Source organism: Niallia nealsonii (assembly GCF_002835805.1).
Classification (GTDB): domain Bacteria; phylum Bacillota; class Bacilli; order Bacillales; family Cytobacillaceae; genus Niallia; species Niallia nealsonii.
The window spans coordinates 25,948-45,037 of sequence record NZ_PISE01000017.1 but is presented as its reverse complement, the minus strand read 5'-3'; the positions used below and the strand labels follow the sequence as shown (position 1 = coordinate 45,037).

At 33.0% G+C, this 19,090-nt stretch carries 28 protein-coding genes; 7 read left to right on the top strand and 21 right to left on the bottom strand.

Annotated features, from left to right (window positions below):
* Positions 1-130 precede the first annotated feature (130 nt).
* The 4 genes from CWS01_RS09200 to CWS01_RS09185 all read right to left on the bottom strand — a co-directional run bounded on the left by CWS01_RS09200 (position 131) and on the right by CWS01_RS09185 (position 2,013).
* Positions 131-313, bottom strand: a complete 183-nt coding sequence (locus CWS01_RS09200) for a hypothetical protein (protein ID WP_101176901.1) — start codon at positions 311-313, stop codon at positions 131-133.
* On the bottom strand, positions 314-631 hold the full coding sequence (locus CWS01_RS09195; protein ID WP_407938551.1) for an HNH endonuclease: 318 nt from the start codon (positions 629-631) through the stop codon (positions 314-316). It abuts the gene before it with no gap.
* Positions 632-884: 253 nt separating this feature from the next.
* On the bottom strand, positions 885-1,427 hold the full coding sequence (locus CWS01_RS09190; RefSeq protein WP_101176899.1) for a site-specific integrase: 543 nt from the start codon (positions 1,425-1,427) through the stop codon (positions 885-887).
* A 1-nt stretch (position 1,428) separates the two neighbouring features.
* Positions 1,429-2,013, bottom strand: a complete 585-nt coding sequence (locus tag CWS01_RS09185) for a hypothetical protein (RefSeq protein WP_235852012.1) — start codon at positions 2,011-2,013, stop codon at positions 1,429-1,431.
* A gap of 330 nt (positions 2,014-2,343) precedes the next feature.
* On the opposite strand from CWS01_RS09185, the gene CWS01_RS09180 reads away from it, so the two are divergent.
* Entirely contained in the window at positions 2,344-4,380 is a 2,037-nt protein-coding gene (locus CWS01_RS09180; RefSeq protein WP_101176898.1) for a tetratricopeptide repeat protein, read from the top strand.
* A gap of 532 nt (positions 4,381-4,912) precedes the next feature.
* On the opposite strand, the gene CWS01_RS09175 is transcribed toward CWS01_RS09180, so the two are convergent.
* The 12 genes from CWS01_RS09175 to CWS01_RS22315 all read right to left on the bottom strand — a co-directional run bounded on the left by CWS01_RS09175 (position 4,913) and on the right by CWS01_RS22315 (position 9,362).
* Positions 4,913-5,116: an XtrA/YqaO family protein gene (locus CWS01_RS09175; protein ID WP_101176897.1), complete on the bottom strand. Its 204-nt coding sequence runs from the start codon at positions 5,114-5,116 to the stop codon at positions 4,913-4,915.
* 19 nt (positions 5,117-5,135) lie between these two features.
* Entirely contained in the window at positions 5,136-5,456 is a 321-nt protein-coding gene (locus CWS01_RS22635) for a hypothetical protein (protein ID WP_101176896.1), read from the bottom strand.
* A 93-nt stretch (positions 5,457-5,549) separates the two neighbouring features.
* A complete protein-coding gene (locus CWS01_RS09165) occupies positions 5,550-5,738 on the bottom strand; it encodes a Fur-regulated basic protein FbpA (RefSeq protein WP_235852011.1) in 189 nt (62 codons plus the stop codon).
* Positions 5,739-5,740: 2 nt separating this feature from the next.
* Entirely contained in the window at positions 5,741-6,817 is a 1,077-nt protein-coding gene (locus tag CWS01_RS09160; RefSeq protein WP_157827613.1) for a DnaD domain-containing protein, read from the bottom strand.
* Positions 6,759-6,992: a hypothetical protein gene (locus CWS01_RS22320; protein ID WP_157827612.1), complete on the bottom strand. Its 234-nt coding sequence runs from the start codon at positions 6,990-6,992 to the stop codon at positions 6,759-6,761. The genes CWS01_RS09160 and CWS01_RS22320 overlap by 59 nt, the downstream gene beginning before the upstream one ends.
* The gene (locus tag CWS01_RS09155) at positions 6,986-7,165 is read right to left on the bottom strand and encodes an Arm DNA-binding domain-containing protein (protein WP_101176894.1); all 180 of its coding nucleotides are present in this window, start codon (positions 7,163-7,165) and stop codon (positions 6,986-6,988) included. The genes CWS01_RS22320 and CWS01_RS09155 overlap by 7 nt, the downstream gene beginning before the upstream one ends.
* A 22-nt stretch (positions 7,166-7,187) precedes the next feature.
* Entirely contained in the window at positions 7,188-7,559 is a 372-nt protein-coding gene (locus tag CWS01_RS09150; protein ID WP_101176893.1) for a hypothetical protein, read from the bottom strand.
* A gap of 149 nt (positions 7,560-7,708) precedes the next feature.
* Positions 7,709-8,059, bottom strand: coding sequence for a hypothetical protein (locus tag CWS01_RS09145; protein WP_101176892.1), 351 nt, complete (start codon positions 8,057-8,059; stop codon positions 7,709-7,711).
* Between the two features lie 21 nt (positions 8,060-8,080).
* Entirely contained in the window at positions 8,081-8,389 is a 309-nt protein-coding gene (locus CWS01_RS09140) for a hypothetical protein (RefSeq protein WP_101176891.1), read from the bottom strand.
* A gap of 13 nt (positions 8,390-8,402) precedes the next feature.
* Positions 8,403-8,666, bottom strand: a complete 264-nt coding sequence (locus CWS01_RS09135) for a group-specific protein (protein ID WP_101176890.1) — start codon at positions 8,664-8,666, stop codon at positions 8,403-8,405.
* A 13-nt stretch (positions 8,667-8,679) separates the two neighbouring features.
* On the bottom strand, positions 8,680-9,192 hold the full coding sequence (locus CWS01_RS09130) for a helix-turn-helix domain-containing protein (RefSeq protein ID WP_101176889.1): 513 nt from the start codon (positions 9,190-9,192) through the stop codon (positions 8,680-8,682).
* 11 nt (positions 9,193-9,203) lie between these two features.
* Complete coding sequence (locus tag CWS01_RS22315) at positions 9,204-9,362, bottom strand: hypothetical protein (protein ID WP_157827611.1); 159 nt, start codon at positions 9,360-9,362, stop codon at positions 9,204-9,206.
* 71 nt (positions 9,363-9,433) lie between these two features.
* Here CWS01_RS22315 and CWS01_RS09125 point away from each other — a divergent pair, with 71 nt between their 5' ends.
* Positions 9,434-9,745 carry a hypothetical protein gene (locus tag CWS01_RS09125; protein ID WP_101176888.1) on the top strand — a complete coding sequence of 104 codons (312 nt, stop codon included), beginning with the start codon at positions 9,434-9,436 and terminating at the stop codon, positions 9,743-9,745.
* On the opposite strand, the gene CWS01_RS09120 is transcribed toward CWS01_RS09125, so the two are convergent.
* Both CWS01_RS09120 and CWS01_RS09115 read right to left on the bottom strand, forming a co-directional pair.
* Positions 9,737-9,991, bottom strand: coding sequence for a hypothetical protein (locus tag CWS01_RS09120; RefSeq protein ID WP_101176887.1), 255 nt, complete (start codon positions 9,989-9,991; stop codon positions 9,737-9,739). The genes CWS01_RS09125 and CWS01_RS09120 overlap by 9 nt on opposite strands.
* A gap of 110 nt (positions 9,992-10,101) precedes the next feature.
* Positions 10,102-10,317, bottom strand: a complete 216-nt coding sequence (locus CWS01_RS09115) for a helix-turn-helix transcriptional regulator (protein ID WP_101176886.1) — start codon at positions 10,315-10,317, stop codon at positions 10,102-10,104.
* 159 nt (positions 10,318-10,476) lie between these two features.
* On the opposite strand from CWS01_RS09115, the gene CWS01_RS09110 reads away from it, so the two are divergent.
* From CWS01_RS09110 to CWS01_RS09090, 5 genes are all read left to right on the top strand, one after another.
* Positions 10,477-10,917: a helix-turn-helix domain-containing protein gene (locus tag CWS01_RS09110; protein ID WP_101176885.1), complete on the top strand. Its 441-nt coding sequence runs from the start codon at positions 10,477-10,479 to the stop codon at positions 10,915-10,917.
* Positions 10,918-11,044: 127 nt separating this feature from the next.
* Positions 11,045-11,632, top strand: a complete 588-nt coding sequence (locus tag CWS01_RS09105) for an ImmA/IrrE family metallo-endopeptidase (RefSeq protein WP_101176884.1) — start codon at positions 11,045-11,047, stop codon at positions 11,630-11,632.
* Positions 11,633-11,658: 26 nt separating this feature from the next.
* Positions 11,659-12,723: a nucleoid-associated protein gene (locus CWS01_RS09100; RefSeq protein ID WP_101176883.1), complete on the top strand. Its 1,065-nt coding sequence runs from the start codon at positions 11,659-11,661 to the stop codon at positions 12,721-12,723.
* A gap of 38 nt (positions 12,724-12,761) precedes the next feature.
* Complete coding sequence (locus CWS01_RS09095) at positions 12,762-14,336, top strand: hypothetical protein (RefSeq protein WP_101176882.1); 1,575 nt, start codon at positions 12,762-12,764, stop codon at positions 14,334-14,336.
* Between the two features lie 138 nt (positions 14,337-14,474).
* Positions 14,475-15,662, top strand: coding sequence for a tyrosine-type recombinase/integrase (locus CWS01_RS09090; protein WP_101176881.1), 1,188 nt, complete (start codon positions 14,475-14,477; stop codon positions 15,660-15,662).
* A 100-nt stretch (positions 15,663-15,762) separates the two neighbouring features.
* Here the strand turns inward: CWS01_RS09090 and CWS01_RS09085 are convergent, their stop codons facing one another.
* The 3 genes from CWS01_RS09085 to CWS01_RS09075 form a co-directional block, all read right to left on the bottom strand.
* A complete protein-coding gene (locus tag CWS01_RS09085) occupies positions 15,763-16,821 on the bottom strand; it encodes a PIN domain-containing protein (RefSeq protein ID WP_101176880.1) in 1,059 nt (352 codons plus the stop codon).
* A 458-nt stretch (positions 16,822-17,279) separates the two neighbouring features.
* The gene (glnA, locus tag CWS01_RS09080) at positions 17,280-18,617 is read right to left on the bottom strand and encodes a type I glutamate--ammonia ligase (protein WP_101176879.1); all 1,338 of its coding nucleotides are present in this window, start codon (positions 18,615-18,617) and stop codon (positions 17,280-17,282) included.
* A gap of 42 nt (positions 18,618-18,659) precedes the next feature.
* Complete coding sequence (locus tag CWS01_RS09075) at positions 18,660-19,079, bottom strand: MerR family transcriptional regulator (protein WP_101176878.1); 420 nt, start codon at positions 19,077-19,079, stop codon at positions 18,660-18,662.
* Positions 19,080-19,090 lie beyond the last annotated feature (11 nt).

The window sequence follows — 19,090 nt, the reverse complement described above, 5'->3', positions numbered from 1 at the left end:
CAACCCGTTGCATTTTTTGCCCCCCTACTTATGCAAAATTGCCAAAAATCTTTTCTCCCGAAAACTTTCCCCGTTGTCACATTTTCTTAAAAAAGCCAAAACTTTTTGACCGGGGGGTATTCTGAAAGAATTAAATATTTTTAATAAAATTTCTATAAATTTCTTTATTATTTAGCTTAGTTTCGTAACATTCGCTTTTATATTCAGCTGAAAAAATCGCCATTGCTAACTTTGTTCTTAATCCTTTATTAATTTGGCGAACTAATGAGTTCCAGAACTCAATCTCTTCTGTTGTTTCATAAAAGATTATCATTCACCACCGCTCCTCATTAACAAATTTAGGCTGTCCCCGCTTAGCTGCTACTCGATCATGAACTTGATTATGGCAAGCATTGCAAAGGCTCATAAGGTTATCAAGAGTTAGCGCCAGCTCTGGATGTGGCTTTACTTCCTTGATGTGATGAACGCATTGCGCTCTATGATATCTCCCTCTCCCCTTGCAGTTCTGACACTCATAGTTATCACGCCTTAACGCTACTTCTCTTAGGTCCTTCCAAGCTCTGCTCTTATAGAACTTAATGAGCTTGTCCTCCCTAATCAACTGTATTAAGTACTCTGTTGTATAAGCCATCATCATCATCACCAACTTATATCCGTTCAATTGTTTTCTCATATATAGGTGGCAAAGGTTGCCCTAAATCCCTCGAATCTTTCTTATCTAGTAATTCTGTAAGATTCATAAAAAGGCTGTGGAGCCTTGATACATAAGTATTTTAAAAATATTTACATACGAATCATACACCTGTACATTTATGAAATATTCAACAGTTCAGCAGCAATCTTTTCAGTCCCTTTTTCGAAGAAAAAAACATAAAAAAATAATGCTAAATTTTTATCTTTAGCATTAAATCGTCTAAATGATCCTGGTCCACACCAATGTATCTTAGTGTTGTAGAATCGTCCCTATGATTAAATAATTTTCGCAATGCCACTACATCATGCGTCTGTCTATAAAACATATATCCAAATGTTTTTCTCATCGTATGTGTTCCAAATTCCTCAATGCCAACTGCAGCTGCCGCTTTCTTTAATAAGCTGTAAGCAGACTCTCTTCTTATTGGTTTATTTCTTCCCTTCCTGCTTCTAAACAAATATTCATGAGCTTTCATCTTGGCAATATAATCCTTTAATACCTTTTTCAAAACAGGCCGAATGACTACCCTCTTTGCTTTGCCAGTTTTCTTCTCTCTAATACTAATGAAATCGCCACGAACATCTTTCACTTTTAATTTCAAAATATCTGATATTCTTAGCCCTGTATTTATTCCCAGCATAAACATGACATAATCCCGTTCATTTCCCGCTTTTAAATATTTCTTCAGCTCTTCTAACAGCTCTGGATCCCTAATTGGTTGAACATACTCCATATTAGTTTCCCCCTACTAATAATAATTGCTCTTCAATTTTTTTCTCTGCCCGCTTTAATGTGCGAGAAACAACAGACTTTACTATGCCTCGTTCATCTGCAATTTTATTTAAAGAAAGAGCATATCCCTTTTTCATTAAATAAATTTCTCTTTCACTTTCCGTTAATACAGATAATAAATCATCAATATGTACACGCTCAGAATAAGAAGCAGCGTATTCCTTTTCTTCCCTATCCCATTCATAACAGTTTTCTGTACTTCTGAAATAACGCTGCATTAATACTGGATCAACAGGCTTTGTATTCTGATAAACAGATCTCCGTTCAATCGCCCTTCTATTTCCCGGATTCTTTCCTGTTTTCATCCACTCAATTGCAAACAACAAATCACTTTCTATGCCAGCATAAATAATATCTTCTGCTTCTAATAGCTGCTTCTCTTCCTTGGCCAACAATCTATCCTTCTTCTTATTCCGCTTATCTTTTATAACCTCTTGAAGACAATTAATTTGCTCTTTAAATTGCTCCCGTTTCTTCTTAATGCCTTTTAATGATAACTTGTATTGTTTTAATAAATCTTCCATCATGATTTTATCCCCTTTTCTAAACAAAATGGCTTTATTTCAACAATTCAATAGACAAAAAAACGGACACTGATACAAACAACATAGAAATGCTGTTTGTATCAGTGTCCGCACGCTTTCGGTCTTGGACTTTTTTAATTATCTATATATTATACTATTATTATGTACTAACACCAGTTTTCTTTATTTTATCTGCTCTTTTCCTCATTTTTCATTAAATACACAAGATTAATCTAATTATTTTTGTAGTTAATAAAGTTTGGGAAGAAAATTTTCAAACAATAAATTATACTATTGTAATAGTAATGATTTCTCGAGAAAGGAAAGATTTGTATGGAAATACCTTTTTATTTTGGGAAGAAATTATCCGGCGGATCAAATAATTCTGCCGGTTTAAATTTTCAAGATGCATGTGCACTAATTTGCTTTTTTCAATGTTTAAATAGACAGAATTTCATCAATAGCCTAGGTATTGAAACTATTAATGATTTTGTCATTCACAAAAAAGATAGTACAGTTTCTGCCCAAGTGAAAAAAACTACACTGACAATATCTCAAGTTAAAAAAATATTAAAAGAAACATATACTGATACTAGCCATCATATCATGATTGTTGCTTCTCAATTTCAAGACGAACTAGATAAGTTAATAAAAAAAAGAGATCAATTTCTTGATATTATCAAGTCAGATATAGATGAAAATTGGAAACAAAATATAGTTGCCGAGTTCAATAAAGATCTAGCTAAATTAGGGTTGGAAAAACAAAAGAATTTGTTTCTCAACTGTGAATTCCGACCTTTTGCTGAACGAACTATAGAAGATGTACTTTTAGCATCTGTTTGGACTTGGACAGAAAAACAAAATATCTCTATAGACATTCCAAATTTTTTAAATAGCTTAAAAGTAAAAATTCAATCTTTGCGAAGCCAAAGAGGCCATTTAAGATTAGAAGATATAGAAGAATTAAGCAAGCAACACTCTATTCATTCTATTGCAACTAAAATAATTAATGAAATTTATCAAAGCAAGGTAATCAAATCATCCGAAATTCTATCAATACTTGGAGATACACAAGAATCAATATTGAAACCATTAGAAGAAAAACTTAAATATGCGGATAAATTAATCCAAGATGGTGAATATCAACCTGCTCTTGATATTTATATAAGTTTAGCAACCTTTTTTCCAAAAGTTGAAATATACCTTCAATGTGCTATGTTAAATGAATTATGCAAACAATATGAAGAAGCCATTAAATATAGTGACTTAATTATTATTGAAAATCCTAGTAATTATGAAGCAAATTTTATAAAAGGTTCTTCTTTAGGTGCACTTAATAAATATACTGAAGCAATAATTCAACTAGAATATACACTAACATTAAAAAAATCACCAGAGTTATATTATAATTTGGCTTATACCAACTGGCTACAAGGTAATCGCTCTAATGCTATTGAATATTATAACTCTTGTCTGAGATTGAATAATAATTTCTCTTCAGCACATTTGAATATTAGCCTATGTTATTTTGAAGAGTTAAATATTAAAATAGCTTTATATCATGTAAATAAAGCTATTTCACTAGAACCTAATATGTATCAAGCATATGCTCGCAAAGGAGAAATATATCGCTATTTAGGTTTATATGATGATGCAATACAGTATTTTGAAAAATGTTTATCTATAGATAAAACTAATTATCAAGCACTTTTAGGAATCTCTCTTTGTTTCTCTGAAAAGGGATTACTTTCAGAAGCAATAATTCAATTTAGTACCTTCTTTAAGTATTACTACGATAATTTTTTTAAACCTGATGATAAAACAGGTAAAAAAGTAAGACTTATAGATATTGGACAAAAAAGAACATTATATTCAACTGTAGAACTTATTAATGAAAATAAATTAAATGTTTACATTTGTAATGCGTGTTTACCTTTATCAATCACAAATAAAACCAATTATATTTTTATAGGAAGTCCCGAACTTACCGATCATACAGGAACAATACCTTATCCCACTGTTGGTAAAATTTACGAAAAAGGCAAGGATTTTCACGAAGTTATAGAGCATATTAAGAGTTCAGTAGATTTATTCCAGTTTTTCGATAATCCAATATATATAAATTTTGAAGAACAAATTGAAGTTAGTGTTAAGGAACGTAAGAAATATGTTCTTATTGAAATAACTTTCAATAAAAACTATCGAATAATTGGTATAACTGATAGAAAAACTGGTGGTTTAGCATCTTTTATTCAAAACTATGAAAAAATAGGCAAATATAGAATACATTTAGAATGCCTCGAAACTTCAAAGGTATTTATTATTGATAGTATGGACAATATTAATATTGAAATGTTAGGCAAATTTTAAATATTTATTACAAATTTTTTCTTGTTAATTTATGTTTCAAAATACATTTAACAAAAAATTATATATTAATAATTTTTTTAAATGACACCACCATTGATAATTAATAGTGGTGTTCCCTTTTGCAGATTATATCTAGAGCAAGAAGTGCATTATATACTGTTATCAACCACCAAATAAAATCCTTTGTTCTGACAAATCTCTAAATTGTAATTTTAATACTACTTTCTTTTAACAACATTGGATGCGTAGTATTTATTCCCTTTAATTTGTTATTCATTTTCTAAAACATAAATAATAAATATTAGACAGATAATGCTTTAATTATGGTCTCCTTTCCAACCACTGAATCTCTGTTCATCATCTTTTACGTTCCCCTACAGTCTTCCAATTCTTGTTTCTTAAAAACAGGTCTTTTCTCTCCAATTATTCTCACTTCTTTATACACAATGGTCTCATACATGTATATTTGTACCAACCACTCTATATAATCGGTACAAGCTTTTATTTATACTTATTTCATAGATTCAGCAGCCTAAATAAGCTCGCTTTCTCTAAAGTGAATGCGGCGGCTTTGCCCGTTAACTGTCTCGATCACTGTTTCGCCGTGGTTTACTGCTTCACAAGATGAGGCAGTGCCTTTGTTTCCGTCCAGGACAAGAATTTTTATTTTTCCCGGTTCTATGATTTCTTGAATGGACATATCTTGGTTAATGATAATTTCTTTTGTTCTTTTCACATTGAACACTCCAATTTTGTTATAATGATGGTATGTTCAATTCGATGTTTGGCCGGGCTTCCGTATGCTCGGTCTTTTTTCTGTCGATTAAATTTGGATAATGCGTTTCCCAGCGCCTTTTCCATTCAGTTTGTGCTTTATTGCTGCCTTTTGCGCAGCTTTTGTGTAGGTCGTAAAGTGACATTGTTTGATAGTTTGGTAAGCAGCATGCTGTATTCTTCTCACCCTCCTCTCGAAAAAGATCATGTGCCTTTTCGCATATCTTTGAGCAAAATAAGTAGTCGTCACTAGCTGCTAAAGTAAATGTGTCACCGCAACAGCTGCACTGGCTGTACAACATGATTTAACCTCCTACAGATTTCAGCAAGGGCTTCATAACGATGTTCGTTTGAATATCTTGCTAAATAATAGAGTTGGCCAAGCGTTAATTCTTTCATCGGACTTGCTCCATCACCACTTTTCTGGCCTGCTTCACCTGCTGTTGTATGTATAGCTGCTCCAGTTCTCCTAATTGCGCTTCATACAGCTGTCTCCCGTCTTGCAATTTTGTTATTCCAAAGCAGATCAATTCACCAATAACAAAATCTTTCCGCTCCTCAATCATCGATTCTCTATTGGCCATTGTTAGCTTCTTAACCCCTTTATCATTTCTTCTAGCTCTTGCTTTTCTTCCTCAAAATTCTTTTTTTGTTGTGCCTGCGGTAATGTTTCATAATTAGGCATATTAAAATAATCCGGTATTTTTTCCGTCCGAATTGCTTTTCTTTGCTGAGGAGCCGCCTGTTTCTTCGAGCGCTGTTCTCTGTACTGCGCAGTTAAAGCTTCTGCCTGCTCCACTGTTTGAATTTTTTTATCTGCCCAGTTACGCAATATCGTTTCTACATACACGAAGTTTTTGGCTCCTCGTTCCACAGCCATCTCCATTGCTTTCACTACAAGCTCGTCACTAAGATCTTGGCACCACATATCAATCTTTTCGTCGATATGACCTCCAATTGTGCCAAATCCATTTTGTTCGAAAAATTGAAATGGATTTACTTTTGCACATGGCGCACCTTCTTCTACTTCTTCTTCTAAAATCTCTGAAGTACTTTCTGAAGTAATCTCTGTAGTAATCTCTGGTATTGCTCTTTCTTTTTCGCCCTTTCTAGCTTCCTTTTCGACCGTTCTATTTTCTTTTTCGCCCTTTGTATTTTCTTTTTCACCGTTCGAGTTTTCCTCAGGAAAATTCGTATTTTCCTTTTCGTCAAGAACAATCGGCAATGGATAACCATCTAAGTTATAGCCTAATTTATTCAAATCCAGTTGAATTTTAAGGATGTTCACACGATACTGCAGCGTGCGATCCATCTTTAATTTTGGATTACGTCTTTCATCCAACCAGCCATTGGCAACAAGCACCTTTAAATATTCACGCATAGCTTTAGGCTTCACATTAATCATCGTTTCAGCAGCTAAATCCTCTGCTTTTTTATAAATCCAACCATGGCTTTCTAGTAGATTGACAGACAGCACCTCTGCATCCTTAGCGTTATCTGCATACTTTTGTAGACGCTCCACCTCTTCTTGCACAAAGATTTCTACATCCTCTTTGCGTTCAGACCAATAAATCATTTGATTCAAAACAATCGCAAGCTTAAAATCACCCGTTAGCTCCACTAGTTCTTCTTTGATGATGACCCTTTTTATTTTGGTTGCCACTAGTTTCTCTCCTCTCGAATACTTCACATATCGCCAATCCATTTTCTACCGCGATTACTTTATAACCGTCATAACGTTTCATATACGCTTGTACTTTTTCCGCAAAATTTGATTGCCCCTCTGCTTCCAGAATATCTGCTGGTAAAACGACTTTAGATTGTTTTACCTTTAACAAGCAGGATCACCAATAAAAACATGGATTTTTTGTTTTATGCCTTCTAATACCTCTGCTTTTATTTCTTCCGCTTCTGCCTTCGCTTCTTTAAGACTCATGGCAAAAATAAAAGCTTGATAGATATCTTGATAGGCTCCCTTTACACTAATAGCAAAATCAACTTGATATAGCATCATTCCCACCTACTTTTCCTTCTTAAGAGACCTTTTCTTTCTTTTTCCTACGCAATTGCTTAATCTTTAAACTCACGGAACTTAAAGAACGATTAAGGCGATTGGCCAAATGAGTGAGCCTGTATAAATCCATATGATGAAGCAAATAGAACTCTTCTTCCGGGGTATACCTACCCTTGTTATATGGTTTTACCGATTGTTTCTTCATGACTTTCACTTCTTCTGCTTTTGTTTCCATCTTTACTTGTAGCTCTTGCATTCTTTTTCCAAAGGTGCAAGTATGATGGCACATCTTATTAAATTGATTGTCTTTTAGATAGGGACAATTACTGCATTCAGTATTCAAAATGCCGATAATCTCCAGACGAATTTTTTTCTTTTCTCCTTTATCCAAAATAATGTCTCCTTTTCATATAATCGGTGCGCACCGTAATGGTTAGGAAAAAATAAGTCCTAACCATTACGACAAGCCCGATTAAGCCGATTAAGCACTTGCCGTCCACCATAATCTGTGGTATTTTTGATTTAGGCGTATAATAGTGATTAAGCAGTTAGTGTTCCAGCACTAGCTGCTTTTTCCTTTTTCACTTTAGGTCCATTTTCCATTTGAAATTTAATTCGAATGATTTCAATTCCTTCAGCTGCTGCACGGTATAATTTGGACTCGTATATCTCCCCTAGTTTGGATAAGTACTTTGCATATCTGTTCATAGACTGCGTGAGATAAATCATTTCCATGCCATCCAGTTCCAATACCTCATCCATTCGGTTCACTTTATTAAAAGCAATATCAAATAACTTTTTGTTCATCCCTTGCAGGGTAGAACGGTGAAACTCCATTGCTGTTATGACCATTTGTTTTTGTGTATTCAACAGATAGATTGCTTGCTTCATAGTTGTTTACTCCTTTTCTGATTAAGAGAACCTTTTTGCCATTGCTTCAAATGCCAGTTTTTTATTAAAGGCATCTAAATAATCTATATCCGACAAATTAAACTTGTTTCTTTCGTTAAATAGATGCAGGGCAAGATTTAACATTACTTTTTCTGAATAAGACCAAGGTGCAGCATTTCTTTTTAAAGCTTGGATTCTAATGGTGTTATTATGAAAATCAAAATATTTAGTAGTAAAAACACTGTTTAACTTGTCATGATTCATAAATAAATGAAGCAGACTCTTCCAGTACCGGTCATTCATTAGTTCTATAGGTATTGCTGCCACCATTCACAATCCCTCCTTATCTCTTTTCTGTAATCCACTGCAGCAAAAACTCTTTTGCTTTATCTGCAGGAAAATACCATTTATTGCCCACTTTGTATTTTGGAAATCGTGGATCAAAGAAAAACTCTTTTTGAATCGTATTCCAGCACATGCAAGTTCTTCTTTTTAATTCATTGGCATCCCAAAAGACCAATTCAGCATCTACTTCCGATATTTTCTCTTTCAATTTTTCCATGTATAGTTGCTTTACTTCTTCTTTATCAATCTGGATACTTAGCATTTCTTCCACCTCTCTACTTATTGAATTTTCGTATTTTCATCGATACATTCCATGCTCGAAAAATATCTTTCATAGAAAATCTGTATTCCTTGCAAATGCATGCCACTAAATTAATCATACTGGCTGCTGCATCTAATACTTCCATCAGTACCTTTTTCATTTCTTCTCGTTCATCAGCAGTTCGGACATTTGCTGGCTTCACCCAGCAGATGGTATTCAATTGTTCCAAAGCTTCGGCGGTTTCTTTTCTGACTAAGTAATGCATACTAGCTGGGTGCTGATCTATGTAATCACCGTCGAAGTAAGGAATACTAACCACCCCACTAACTGCTTCCCATGTTTCAAAATAGAATTGTGGATCATCAACTGATTGCGTCACTTCTTGATAAAGCTCCTTTGGCATGTTCCTTGCTCCTGTTTCATATTTGGCAATCGCTTCACGGCTGTAATTTACATCGGCTGCTAAATCTTCCTGCGTCATGCCCTGGCGTTTCCTAGCTTTCGATAATAAGTCGCCAATGGCCATCCCATTTCCCCCTATTCGTTAAAACCATGTTTATCTAAAAACTCAACTAATTCTTTACTAGCCTCTTGCTTAGAGTATTTTTCATCTGTCAAAAGATTGTAGGCAATCGACAATAGGTCTGTTTTCATTTCTGATTTATGAAGCATTTCTTGAATGTTTGTTTCCAGCAAAATAATTCCCCCCTTTTTTTAAAGGTTTTGCTCACTTCTTGTCGAATATTGACATGGAAGGAGGTGGAATAATGAACCATTCACAGAAACTAATTGAAGTACTAACCGAGTTGAAATCTGCTGCTATGTCCATAACTAATGAATTGGAATATAGAGAAACTGTCGACAAATACGATATTATGTTTGTTGGTAGTAAATTCAATAAAATTAACACTATGGAACTAAGACATTCTTTATCAAAAGTTTTTCATTATGAAATATCTACTGAAGATATGATTAATGAAATGCCCAAAGTACTTTCTAGTTTAGAAATGAAATTTGAAGCACTTGTTTTAGCTGAAGACCATTCTAAACTTGCTGGCTATTATGTGGAGCTATTTTAATTTAAGATTCTCATTTGCTAAAGAATCATCTATTGGTACTAAACCTAATTTTTTCCGTTCTCTATTCACGTTAATTACTTCACTCTCATTCACTGTTGCCGCAGTGTTTGAGGGTTGTTTTACATTTATTTTTTTAAACAATTCATCTGCTATTTTCTCACCATCTAAAATTACTGAATCATTAGCTACCGTTGCCGCGGTGGCTTTTGATTTGTTACTTTCAGTTAAAAGCTGTTTTTCCTTCACAACATTTCCTCCCTTATTCACATGTCACATTTTTTATTTAGAATTGTGACTTACAAAATATTAAAATTATTGAATATACCAAACACACAACCCAACTTTTTGTTGTGTTATTAGTTAAAAAAAATTTCATTAGCATCTTTCTTAAATAATTCTGAAATAGCGAGTGCAATATTCAAACTTGGTGTCCTTACTCCTTGTTCAATCATTCCGTAATAACTCTCTGTTATTTTAATCCCATGCATCTTTTCTAGTAAAAACACAACATCTTTTTGTACTAAGTCTTTTTCTTTACGAAGATTTATTAAAATATCTCTTTTCTTACTCATATCCACCCTCCCAACTTCTTGTTGTTTTTATAATAACCCAACTTTTTGTTGAGAGTCAATACAAAATACAATTTTTTGTTGTTTTAATAAAAAAAGTTTCTATACCCAACTCATAGTTGTATAATTAATTTATAATGAAGCATTGGAAGGACTGTTTTAATGGCTAGTTTAAAAGAAAGGCTAAAAGAACTAAGAAAAATACATAAACTGACCCAATCTAATGTTGCAGAATTCTTAGGTATTTCAGAAAGTGCTTATGGCTACTACGAACAGGGTAGAAACGAACCATCTTTAGCATCTTTGAAAATCCTTGCAGATAAATATAATGTGAATACATCCTATCTATTAGGAGAAACAGATATTCCGTCTAAAGATATAGCTAAGATTATCGTTGCAGGAGAAGAAATTACTTTAACTGCTGAAGAATACAAAGTATTTGAAGAATTAAAGAAACATCCTATCCTCTTTCACGATTTAGCAAAAAATCCAGAAAAAAAAATAAAAGAGCTTATTAAGCTGCAGAAGGCTAAAAATCTATTCTTGGATGATGACGATGAAGAAGAAAACCGTGGAGATGGTTTTGGAGAATTCGAAGATTAATATGCAATAAAAAAACACGATGTAAAAATCGTGTTACTTTTTAGCCTACACATGGTAATAATAGACTATTTTTTACTTTAAAATGGATATTATCTAGTACATATCTATTGAGTTTGGAGTAAGCATTATGCACATATTAAGTCCAGAAAAGAAACATATTGATGATTGGGAAAAACGAGCCAATAAAGTGCTGTCTCGATTTCATTACCAACACCCCGATGAAATTGATATGTATGATATTTGCTGGAAGTACGGAATTGTAATTAAACCACTCGATAAGAATTATTTATCAGAAATTGATAAATCTTTATCTATTAATCATCTAAAATCGTACTCTATTCCGAACAAAAACGGTCGTCGTGGCACCATCTATATTGTCCCCGATCTAGATCCAATCGAAAAAAGAATGCTATTAGCCGAAGAATTTTGCCATATCTACTCTCATTACTCTTCCCAGCTAATAACGGACAAGCTTACATTAGATAAACAAGAGAGCCAAGCACGGCGAATGTCGGCATACCTGCTTATGCCCCACCGCTTTCTAAAAGACATCTATGCAGCTGCAATCAACGAACCAATATTAATAAGCGATATTGCCAATCACTTCCTTGTGACAGAAGAATTTGCACACTATCGGCTGGAGTTGATTTATAAACATAAGGTCGATGGGTTTGTTCAGATTCGGGAAAGATTGTGGAGTTTGGAGATATTTTAAATAATTAACTACAAAGGAAGATCAGAATGGAAATTATGAGAGAAGTAGGATCAATTGAACTTTTAAAAGGAATTGTTCACGTTATTGATCATAAAGAAAGTAGCAGAGCTGAGAAAAGCCAAGATGAATTTGATGTAAAAAATTTGGTACCCGAAATCAATAAATTTATAACAGAACATATACGCACATCTGTACAAAATCAAGAAAGTAAATTGGCTAAGTTTGAAAATCGACAAACAAGGGTGCAAGAATTAATAAATGGAATGTTACAACAACCTGAAGTAAATTTTGTTAAATCTTCTCAACTTATAGCAAATCATTTATTTGCAGCAACTCCTCAGTCAGCTGCTGCAGGTTGTATCGTTGTTGTTGAATACACAAATACGCTAGAGAATTTAATCGCTATAATAAAACTAGATAAAAATGATGCTATTGCTTATGAAAAAAACAACCTTGGTAATTATGAGTTAATTTTAAAAGGTACATCTCTTCCATTACCAAATAAAAAAAGCAAATTACAAAAATGTGCTATTATAAGAGATACTACTACCATTACTGACCTTGAATGGGATACCAAACCGGGTTTAATTGTTTTAGATAAGCAGGTTGCAGATTTCTCTACGTTTTTCTATAGAGATTTTCTGAAATCCAATTTTTTATTAACAGATACACATAAATCTGAAAAACTTATGGATGGGATAGTAAAATATTTGAATATAGATGCTAAGTTAGACTACCATCAGCAGCATACAGTTTTACAAAGTTTTGGTAATAAAATAATTAATGGTGAGGAATTTACAGTAGAAGAAGCTGCTCTGCAAATTTTATCACCATATTATTCACATCCTGAACAACTTAATGATGCTGTTGAACAATTAGAAAGAGTCGTAATGGAGCAAGGTATGGGAGATACAGTATTAAAAGGAGCAATGACATCAAAAATAGAAAGTGTTCTAGGTATTAAAAAAATAAAAACTACCGAGAATATACTTATAAGTTTTCCGAGCGAATTATTGGACACAAAAGTTAGAATCACTGACAATGAAGATGGCACGCAAAATATTACGATTTCAAATATTAATATTAAGTAATAATTTAGGATTTATTACTTATGTTAGGGGGGAAAATTATGTTAGATAGCATTAATAAAAATATAAATGATATGCTCGACATTTTAAATCTATCTTTAAATTCATTTAATGAAGACATGGATATTTTTAGTTTTTACTCTCCTAACTACAATTTAAATTACTTAAATGTAAGAGAACTACGTAATATTTGCCTGGAATTAGCGAACTCATTAACAATTAGTTTTCGTTCATTGGATTTACGACAAATAACAGCAACTTGTACCGATGAAAACCTACAAGATATCGAACAATGGATCGAAGCAAATAAGAATAAAAATAATATTCAATTAACAGTTAAGTTTTCAAAAAAAGAGTTCCTTAAAGATATGCTGACAAAAATAACTAACCAAGCAAATAAAAACATTGTATTTTTCTTAAAATTAGATGAGTTTAAAAATTCTATTTCATATGAAAAAATAAAAAAATCTCTCATTATCAATGATGGATACACTTTTGTACTTCTTCCATTCTATAATATTACATTATATAAAAATAATTTCATATCTATTATAGGGAATCTCTATAAAGATGATTTATTTAAGTTTCTGAATGAAACTGTAGAAATAGTCACTCAAGAAAGAATATTATCAATAACAAAAAAGCAAAAACTATATTGTAATATGGGAAGTTTAATGGATGGTATATTACCAGATCATTTGTTTTTTAAAGAACTGCCTATAAAAGATGTAACCGGTATAGCAAATCATTTAAATTATTATACTATGCTACTATGCTTACATTATATTGCAAACATCTCAGCTAAAGAAGAATTCTTCATTCATGGATATAAAAACATTCATTTATCGGAAGAGAACACAAAAAATATAACTAATGAAACAGTCGATTTAATTTTTCAATTATACGATACAATTTATAATGTACACACACAAGATAAATTATTAGTAACAAGAAATGTACTTTCTATTCATTTATCAAGTGAAAGTACTATTTCTGAATTTATTGAGTTAGTTCCAGAATTATTTGCTTCAGTTAATGCGAATTTTGATAGTTATGTACAAGACAAAGTAAAATCATTTTTTGATAAAAAGAAAGATTTAGAAAAATATATTAGGGATACTAGTGAATCTATCAGCAAACAAATTACCGCAGCATCTGACAACTTAAACAAAAGTTGGTTAACATTAGCTGGGGCTTTAATAGCAGGGATTATCACCTACTCCTCTCGGGGTAACATTTTCATATTAATTTTTTTCTTTATAATTTTTGGCATTTTATCAGTAGCTACACTTAAGTATTCTGTTTGGATAGCTGAAAAAGAAAAAGAATCCTTATCGAGTTCCTATAATCATTTTATCAATTTAGTTGATGGGATAAGTACTGAAGAAAAAGAAAAAATCATTGGTACTATTGTTACTGATAAATTTGGATTACTAGATAGTACAATTAAAAAGATGAAAAAATATACATGGATGATACCGATTATTTTATCGATATCACTCCTTATCTTAATATCATATCATCTCTACTCACAACCTGAAAAAGATGAAAAAAACAACATCAATAAAAATATCAATCAGAGTGTTTTAATTAAAGAATATGTAAATGAAAAATAAATCTTGAGGAATTTCAAGGTTTATTTTTTTATTTACAAAAAGAACATGTGTTCTTATAATGAAAATGTACCTAAAATTATCTATTTTTGTCCCGTTACTATATTTATCATTTAAATAAAATATCTTGGAGGTGGAATTTTGGCTAGTTTTAAAAGAATATCCCCTAGCAATTGGTCATTCCGATACAAATATAAAGACAAAATAACCGGAAAGCAGCGTGAAGTAAAACGACAAGGTTTTCAGTCAAAGCCTCTTGCTGAAAAAGCTTATGAAGAAACAAAACGTAGTATACAGTTAGGCTTCGACTCAGCTTCTAATGAAACACTTGCTGAATTTCTAGAGTTTTGGCTGAAGGAATATAAGGAAGGCAAAATAGCAAAAAATACGTATCGAATACATGAGCGAAATATCAAAAACCATATTGTCCCCTACTTCCAGAACATTCAATTAGATGATCTAAGCTATAAATTGTATCAAAAGTTCATTAATTATTTAATCGAGAGCGATTACAGCAAAAGAACGGTGGAAATCGTACATGGCACAATGTATGGGGCTATGCAAAAGGCAAAAATATTGAGGAAGATTCATGATAATCCATGTACCGATGTTTCCATTTACTCTGCTAAAGAAAAAAGAGAAAAGGAAAATAAGGCCGCCATCAAATTTATTCCTTATGATAAAATTGAACCTTTCTTAGATGCTGCTCTTGCTGACAATTATACGCACTATATATTCTTCCGTTTTTTAATCGAAACAGGTGTCCGCAAAGGTGAAGCCCTTGCCCTGCAATGGAGTAATGTGGATCTTTCTTCTAACCGTATACGTATAGAACAATCCTTAGATTATGAAGCAGCGACAGACAATGAATTATTCAGCGATACAAAGACTTATCACTCTGTAAGGGAAATACCTATCACCAATCGTTTAGCGATGGATTTACGCTCACACAAGGTCAGACAGAACGATAATATCTTTCGCTTAAAGAAAGCCTATAAAAGTGATTTGGATTTGGTCTTTTGCAGAGAAAATGGATCGCCGCTGCCAAAGTCCACTTTGTTTAATGCTTTTCGCAGAATCCTAGAAAAGGCTGGCTTGCCCTCTCTCAGCATCCATACATTACGTCATACGCATGCAGTGCTGTTATTAGAATCAAATGTGGAGATGAAATATATCCAGGAAGCTTTAGGGCATGGATCGATGCAGATTACTTCAGATATTTACACACATGTCAGTAAAAAGATCGAAACAGATTCTATTGAGCGTTTTGAAAACCATACAAAGAATATAATATTAGGAACCGACTTGGGACACAACTCAAATGGTTAATGGCTTGTCTCTCTAAAAAAAGCCCTGACGTATACAGCGTCAAGGCTTCTGACTATTTGTAAACTTCTATAGCTTATTCCAGTTTGTTAGTTAAGCATAATTAAACTTCAAAATGTACCTTTGCATTATTTATACTTTCCACTGTGTTGCTCTGAGGATTATATACAACTTCACAATCAATAAAAAAGTCATTAGCTATTCTTTCTGATTGAATAAAGAAATCATCATCAATTTCATTATCATACACGGGATTGATTGTCTCGACTGCATATTCGATTTCAGCAATAATAGCAACAGGAATAATAAACTCTTGTTCGTTTTCTAAAATGTCCATTTCATCTATAATGCAGACATTCTTGAAACTACTGATATAATAATCAACACCCCAACCTTCAATATATTCTGAAGAGAACTGTCTATTATTAAAAAAGTTGAATAAAGCAGAATCTAGAGATGATATATCATTTTCTCTATTATCTTTCAAGTGCTCTGTAATAACACTTATAATCTCTTTCTCTTCTCTAAAATCAAAATGATGTACCTTCAGGTAATCAATTTCTGTTAGAAAATCAGTGATAGTTTCAAAATATTTTATTCTCCCATTTAAATCATCAAAATCTTCATGTAATCGAAATGATTCATTCTCTTTAATTGCAAATTCTTTATAATTTGATGAAATAAAGTATATATTTTCCTCTATATTTTGGACAGCATAATCATAAATACTTTCCCAAATTATAGAATCTTTAAATTCCTCTTTGTTGTCTCTAAAAGGACGCTTTTTATTATAAAATCTATTTATCGAATTTAAATAGACTTCATTTTCAGATGGTACATGAACATCAAAAATTGATAACAATTTTGTAAGAAACTCTGAGATATTATTTTCTTTCCACTCGTTTTTATTAAGTCTTGGTGCTTCTACTAAAAGTAACTTTCTAGATTTTTCATAGTAATTTTTTAAATCTTTAAAAGCTTTGTTTAACTCAGATGCATAGTTATTTTCTACTTCTTGCTTATTCATTTCAGTTATTAATAACTTACAGGTTTCATTTTCTCTAAATTGTTTTGTTGCATTTAATAGGCTAGTAAAAGTATGTCCAACCATTTTATAATCGCTCATAATAATATTAGTATCTAAAAATACAGCTATCGTCAAAGCGCTCCCTCAATTCATAGATATTCTTTTCACATCACTTGATGTTTTTTATTCTTTCCTGATTCAGCATTAATCTAGCCAATATCTATCTTCCATTTCATACAATTATTAGGGAATTTATTATTTTTATATTTTATCAATTCCTAGCATGTTTTTACTGTATTTATTTTCTAATTTTCTTAATAAAAGGAATTCGATATAGAAATTAATAAAAAATTCATTGTAAAAATCAAACACAAATTTAATAGATACTTAATTGCTTATGCAGATCACTTCAGATATTTACACGTATTTAATTAAAAATCTTACAATAGATTCTATCCAGCGTTTTGAAAACCATACGAAAAAAATTATTTTGGGGGCAGAATTGGGGCATAAATCAAATGGCTAATGCCCCTTTATGATAATTGCCCCCATAAAAAAAGCCCTGACGCTTACAGCGCCAAGGCTTTTCTTTATTAAAACATTTCCATGTATTGATCTCTTTCCCATGGATGGACTTGCGTGCGGAACATGTCCCACTCGATTTCTTTTGCTTCGACAAAGTGTGCGAAGATATGTTCTCCGAGTGCATCAATCATTACGTCGTTTTGTTTTAGCTCTACTAATGCATCAGAAAGTGTTGCAGGAAGGTCGACGATTCCTTCTGCTAGACGTTCTTCTTTACTCATGATGTAGATGTTGCGGTCTACTGGAGCTGGCGGGAACATCTCGTTTTTGATGCCGTCAAGTCCTGCTTTTAGAAGTGCTGCCATTGCTAAGTATGGGTTTGCTGCTGGGTCTACGCTGCGCACTTCAACGCGTGTGCTTAATCCGCGGGATGCTGGGATGCGAATTAGAGGAGAGCGATTGCGTGCAGACCATGCCACATAACATGGTGCCTCATAACCTGGCACTAGGCGTTTGTACGAGTTTACAGTTGGGTTAGTAATTGCTGTAAAGCTCGTTGCGTGTTTGATGATACCTGAGATAAATTGTAGTGCTGTTTCGCTTAATTCTAATTCGCTTGATGGATCGAAGAAAGCATTTTGTCCATCTTTAAATAAAGATAGGTTGCAGTGCATTCCTGAACCATTTACGCCAAACAATGGTTTCGGCATAAATGTTGCGTGAAGACCGTGTTTGCGTGCGATTGTTTTAACAACCAATTTGAATGTTTGGATTTGGTCGCATGCAGTTACAGCATCTGCATATTTAAAATCAATTTCATGCTGTCCTGGAGCTACTTCATGGTGAGATGCTTCGATTTCAAAGCCCATTTCCTCCAGCTCAAGAACGATGTCGCGGCGGCAGTTTTCTCCTAAATCTGTTGGAGCTAAGTCAAAATAGCCGCCGTGGTCATTTAATTCAAGTGTTGGATTGCCTTTTTCATCCAATTTAAATAAGAAGAATTCAGGCTCTGGCCCTAAGTTGAAATCTGTAAATCCAAGCGCTTCCATTTCTTTAAGGATCCTTCTTAAGTTATTGCGTGGATCTCCTTCAAATGGTGTGCCATCTGGATTGTAGATATCGCAAATTAAACGTGCCACTTTTCCTTTTTCCGCTGTCCATGGGAACACTACCCATGTATTTAAATCAGGATATAAGTACATATCAGATTCTTCAATGCGCACAAATCCTTCAATAGATGATCCGTCAAACATCATTTTATTGTCTAATGCTTTATCAAGTTGGCTAATTGGAATTTCCACGTTTTTGATTGTTCCTAGAATATCTGTAAATTGAAGACGAATAAATTTAACATCACTTTCTTCTGCAAATCGTTTAATATCTTCTTTAGTATAATTTTTAGCCATCCCATATTCCTCCTTGATTCCCATATGTTTTTTATATGCTAATTATCTTGGAAAAAATCTTGTCATATCGCCCTGGTGCATCGATGGTCGATTTGAATTGTTAAAGCGTCCAGCATTTAGAAGTTCCTTGCGCAACAGTTTGCGCAAATCTTCGTCTGACAACTCCCGGCGAGCTTTTTCTGCTTCTTTCTTCACTTCATCTGTTAACACTTGCTTATCTTTTACAGAGAAAATCTGCTTAATTCCAGCGAGATTTACTCCTTGATCGATTAGATCCTTGATTTCCAGTAGTTTATCAATATCAGTTAATGAGAAAAGTCTTCTGTTGCCGTCCGTTCTTGCTGGAGCCACTAATTCATGCTCTTCATAGTAGCGAATTTGTCGAGCAGACAGCTCTGTTAACTGCATAACAATACTTATTGGGAATAGAGGCATCGACCGACGAATTTGACTACCAGACATAGTAATCGGCT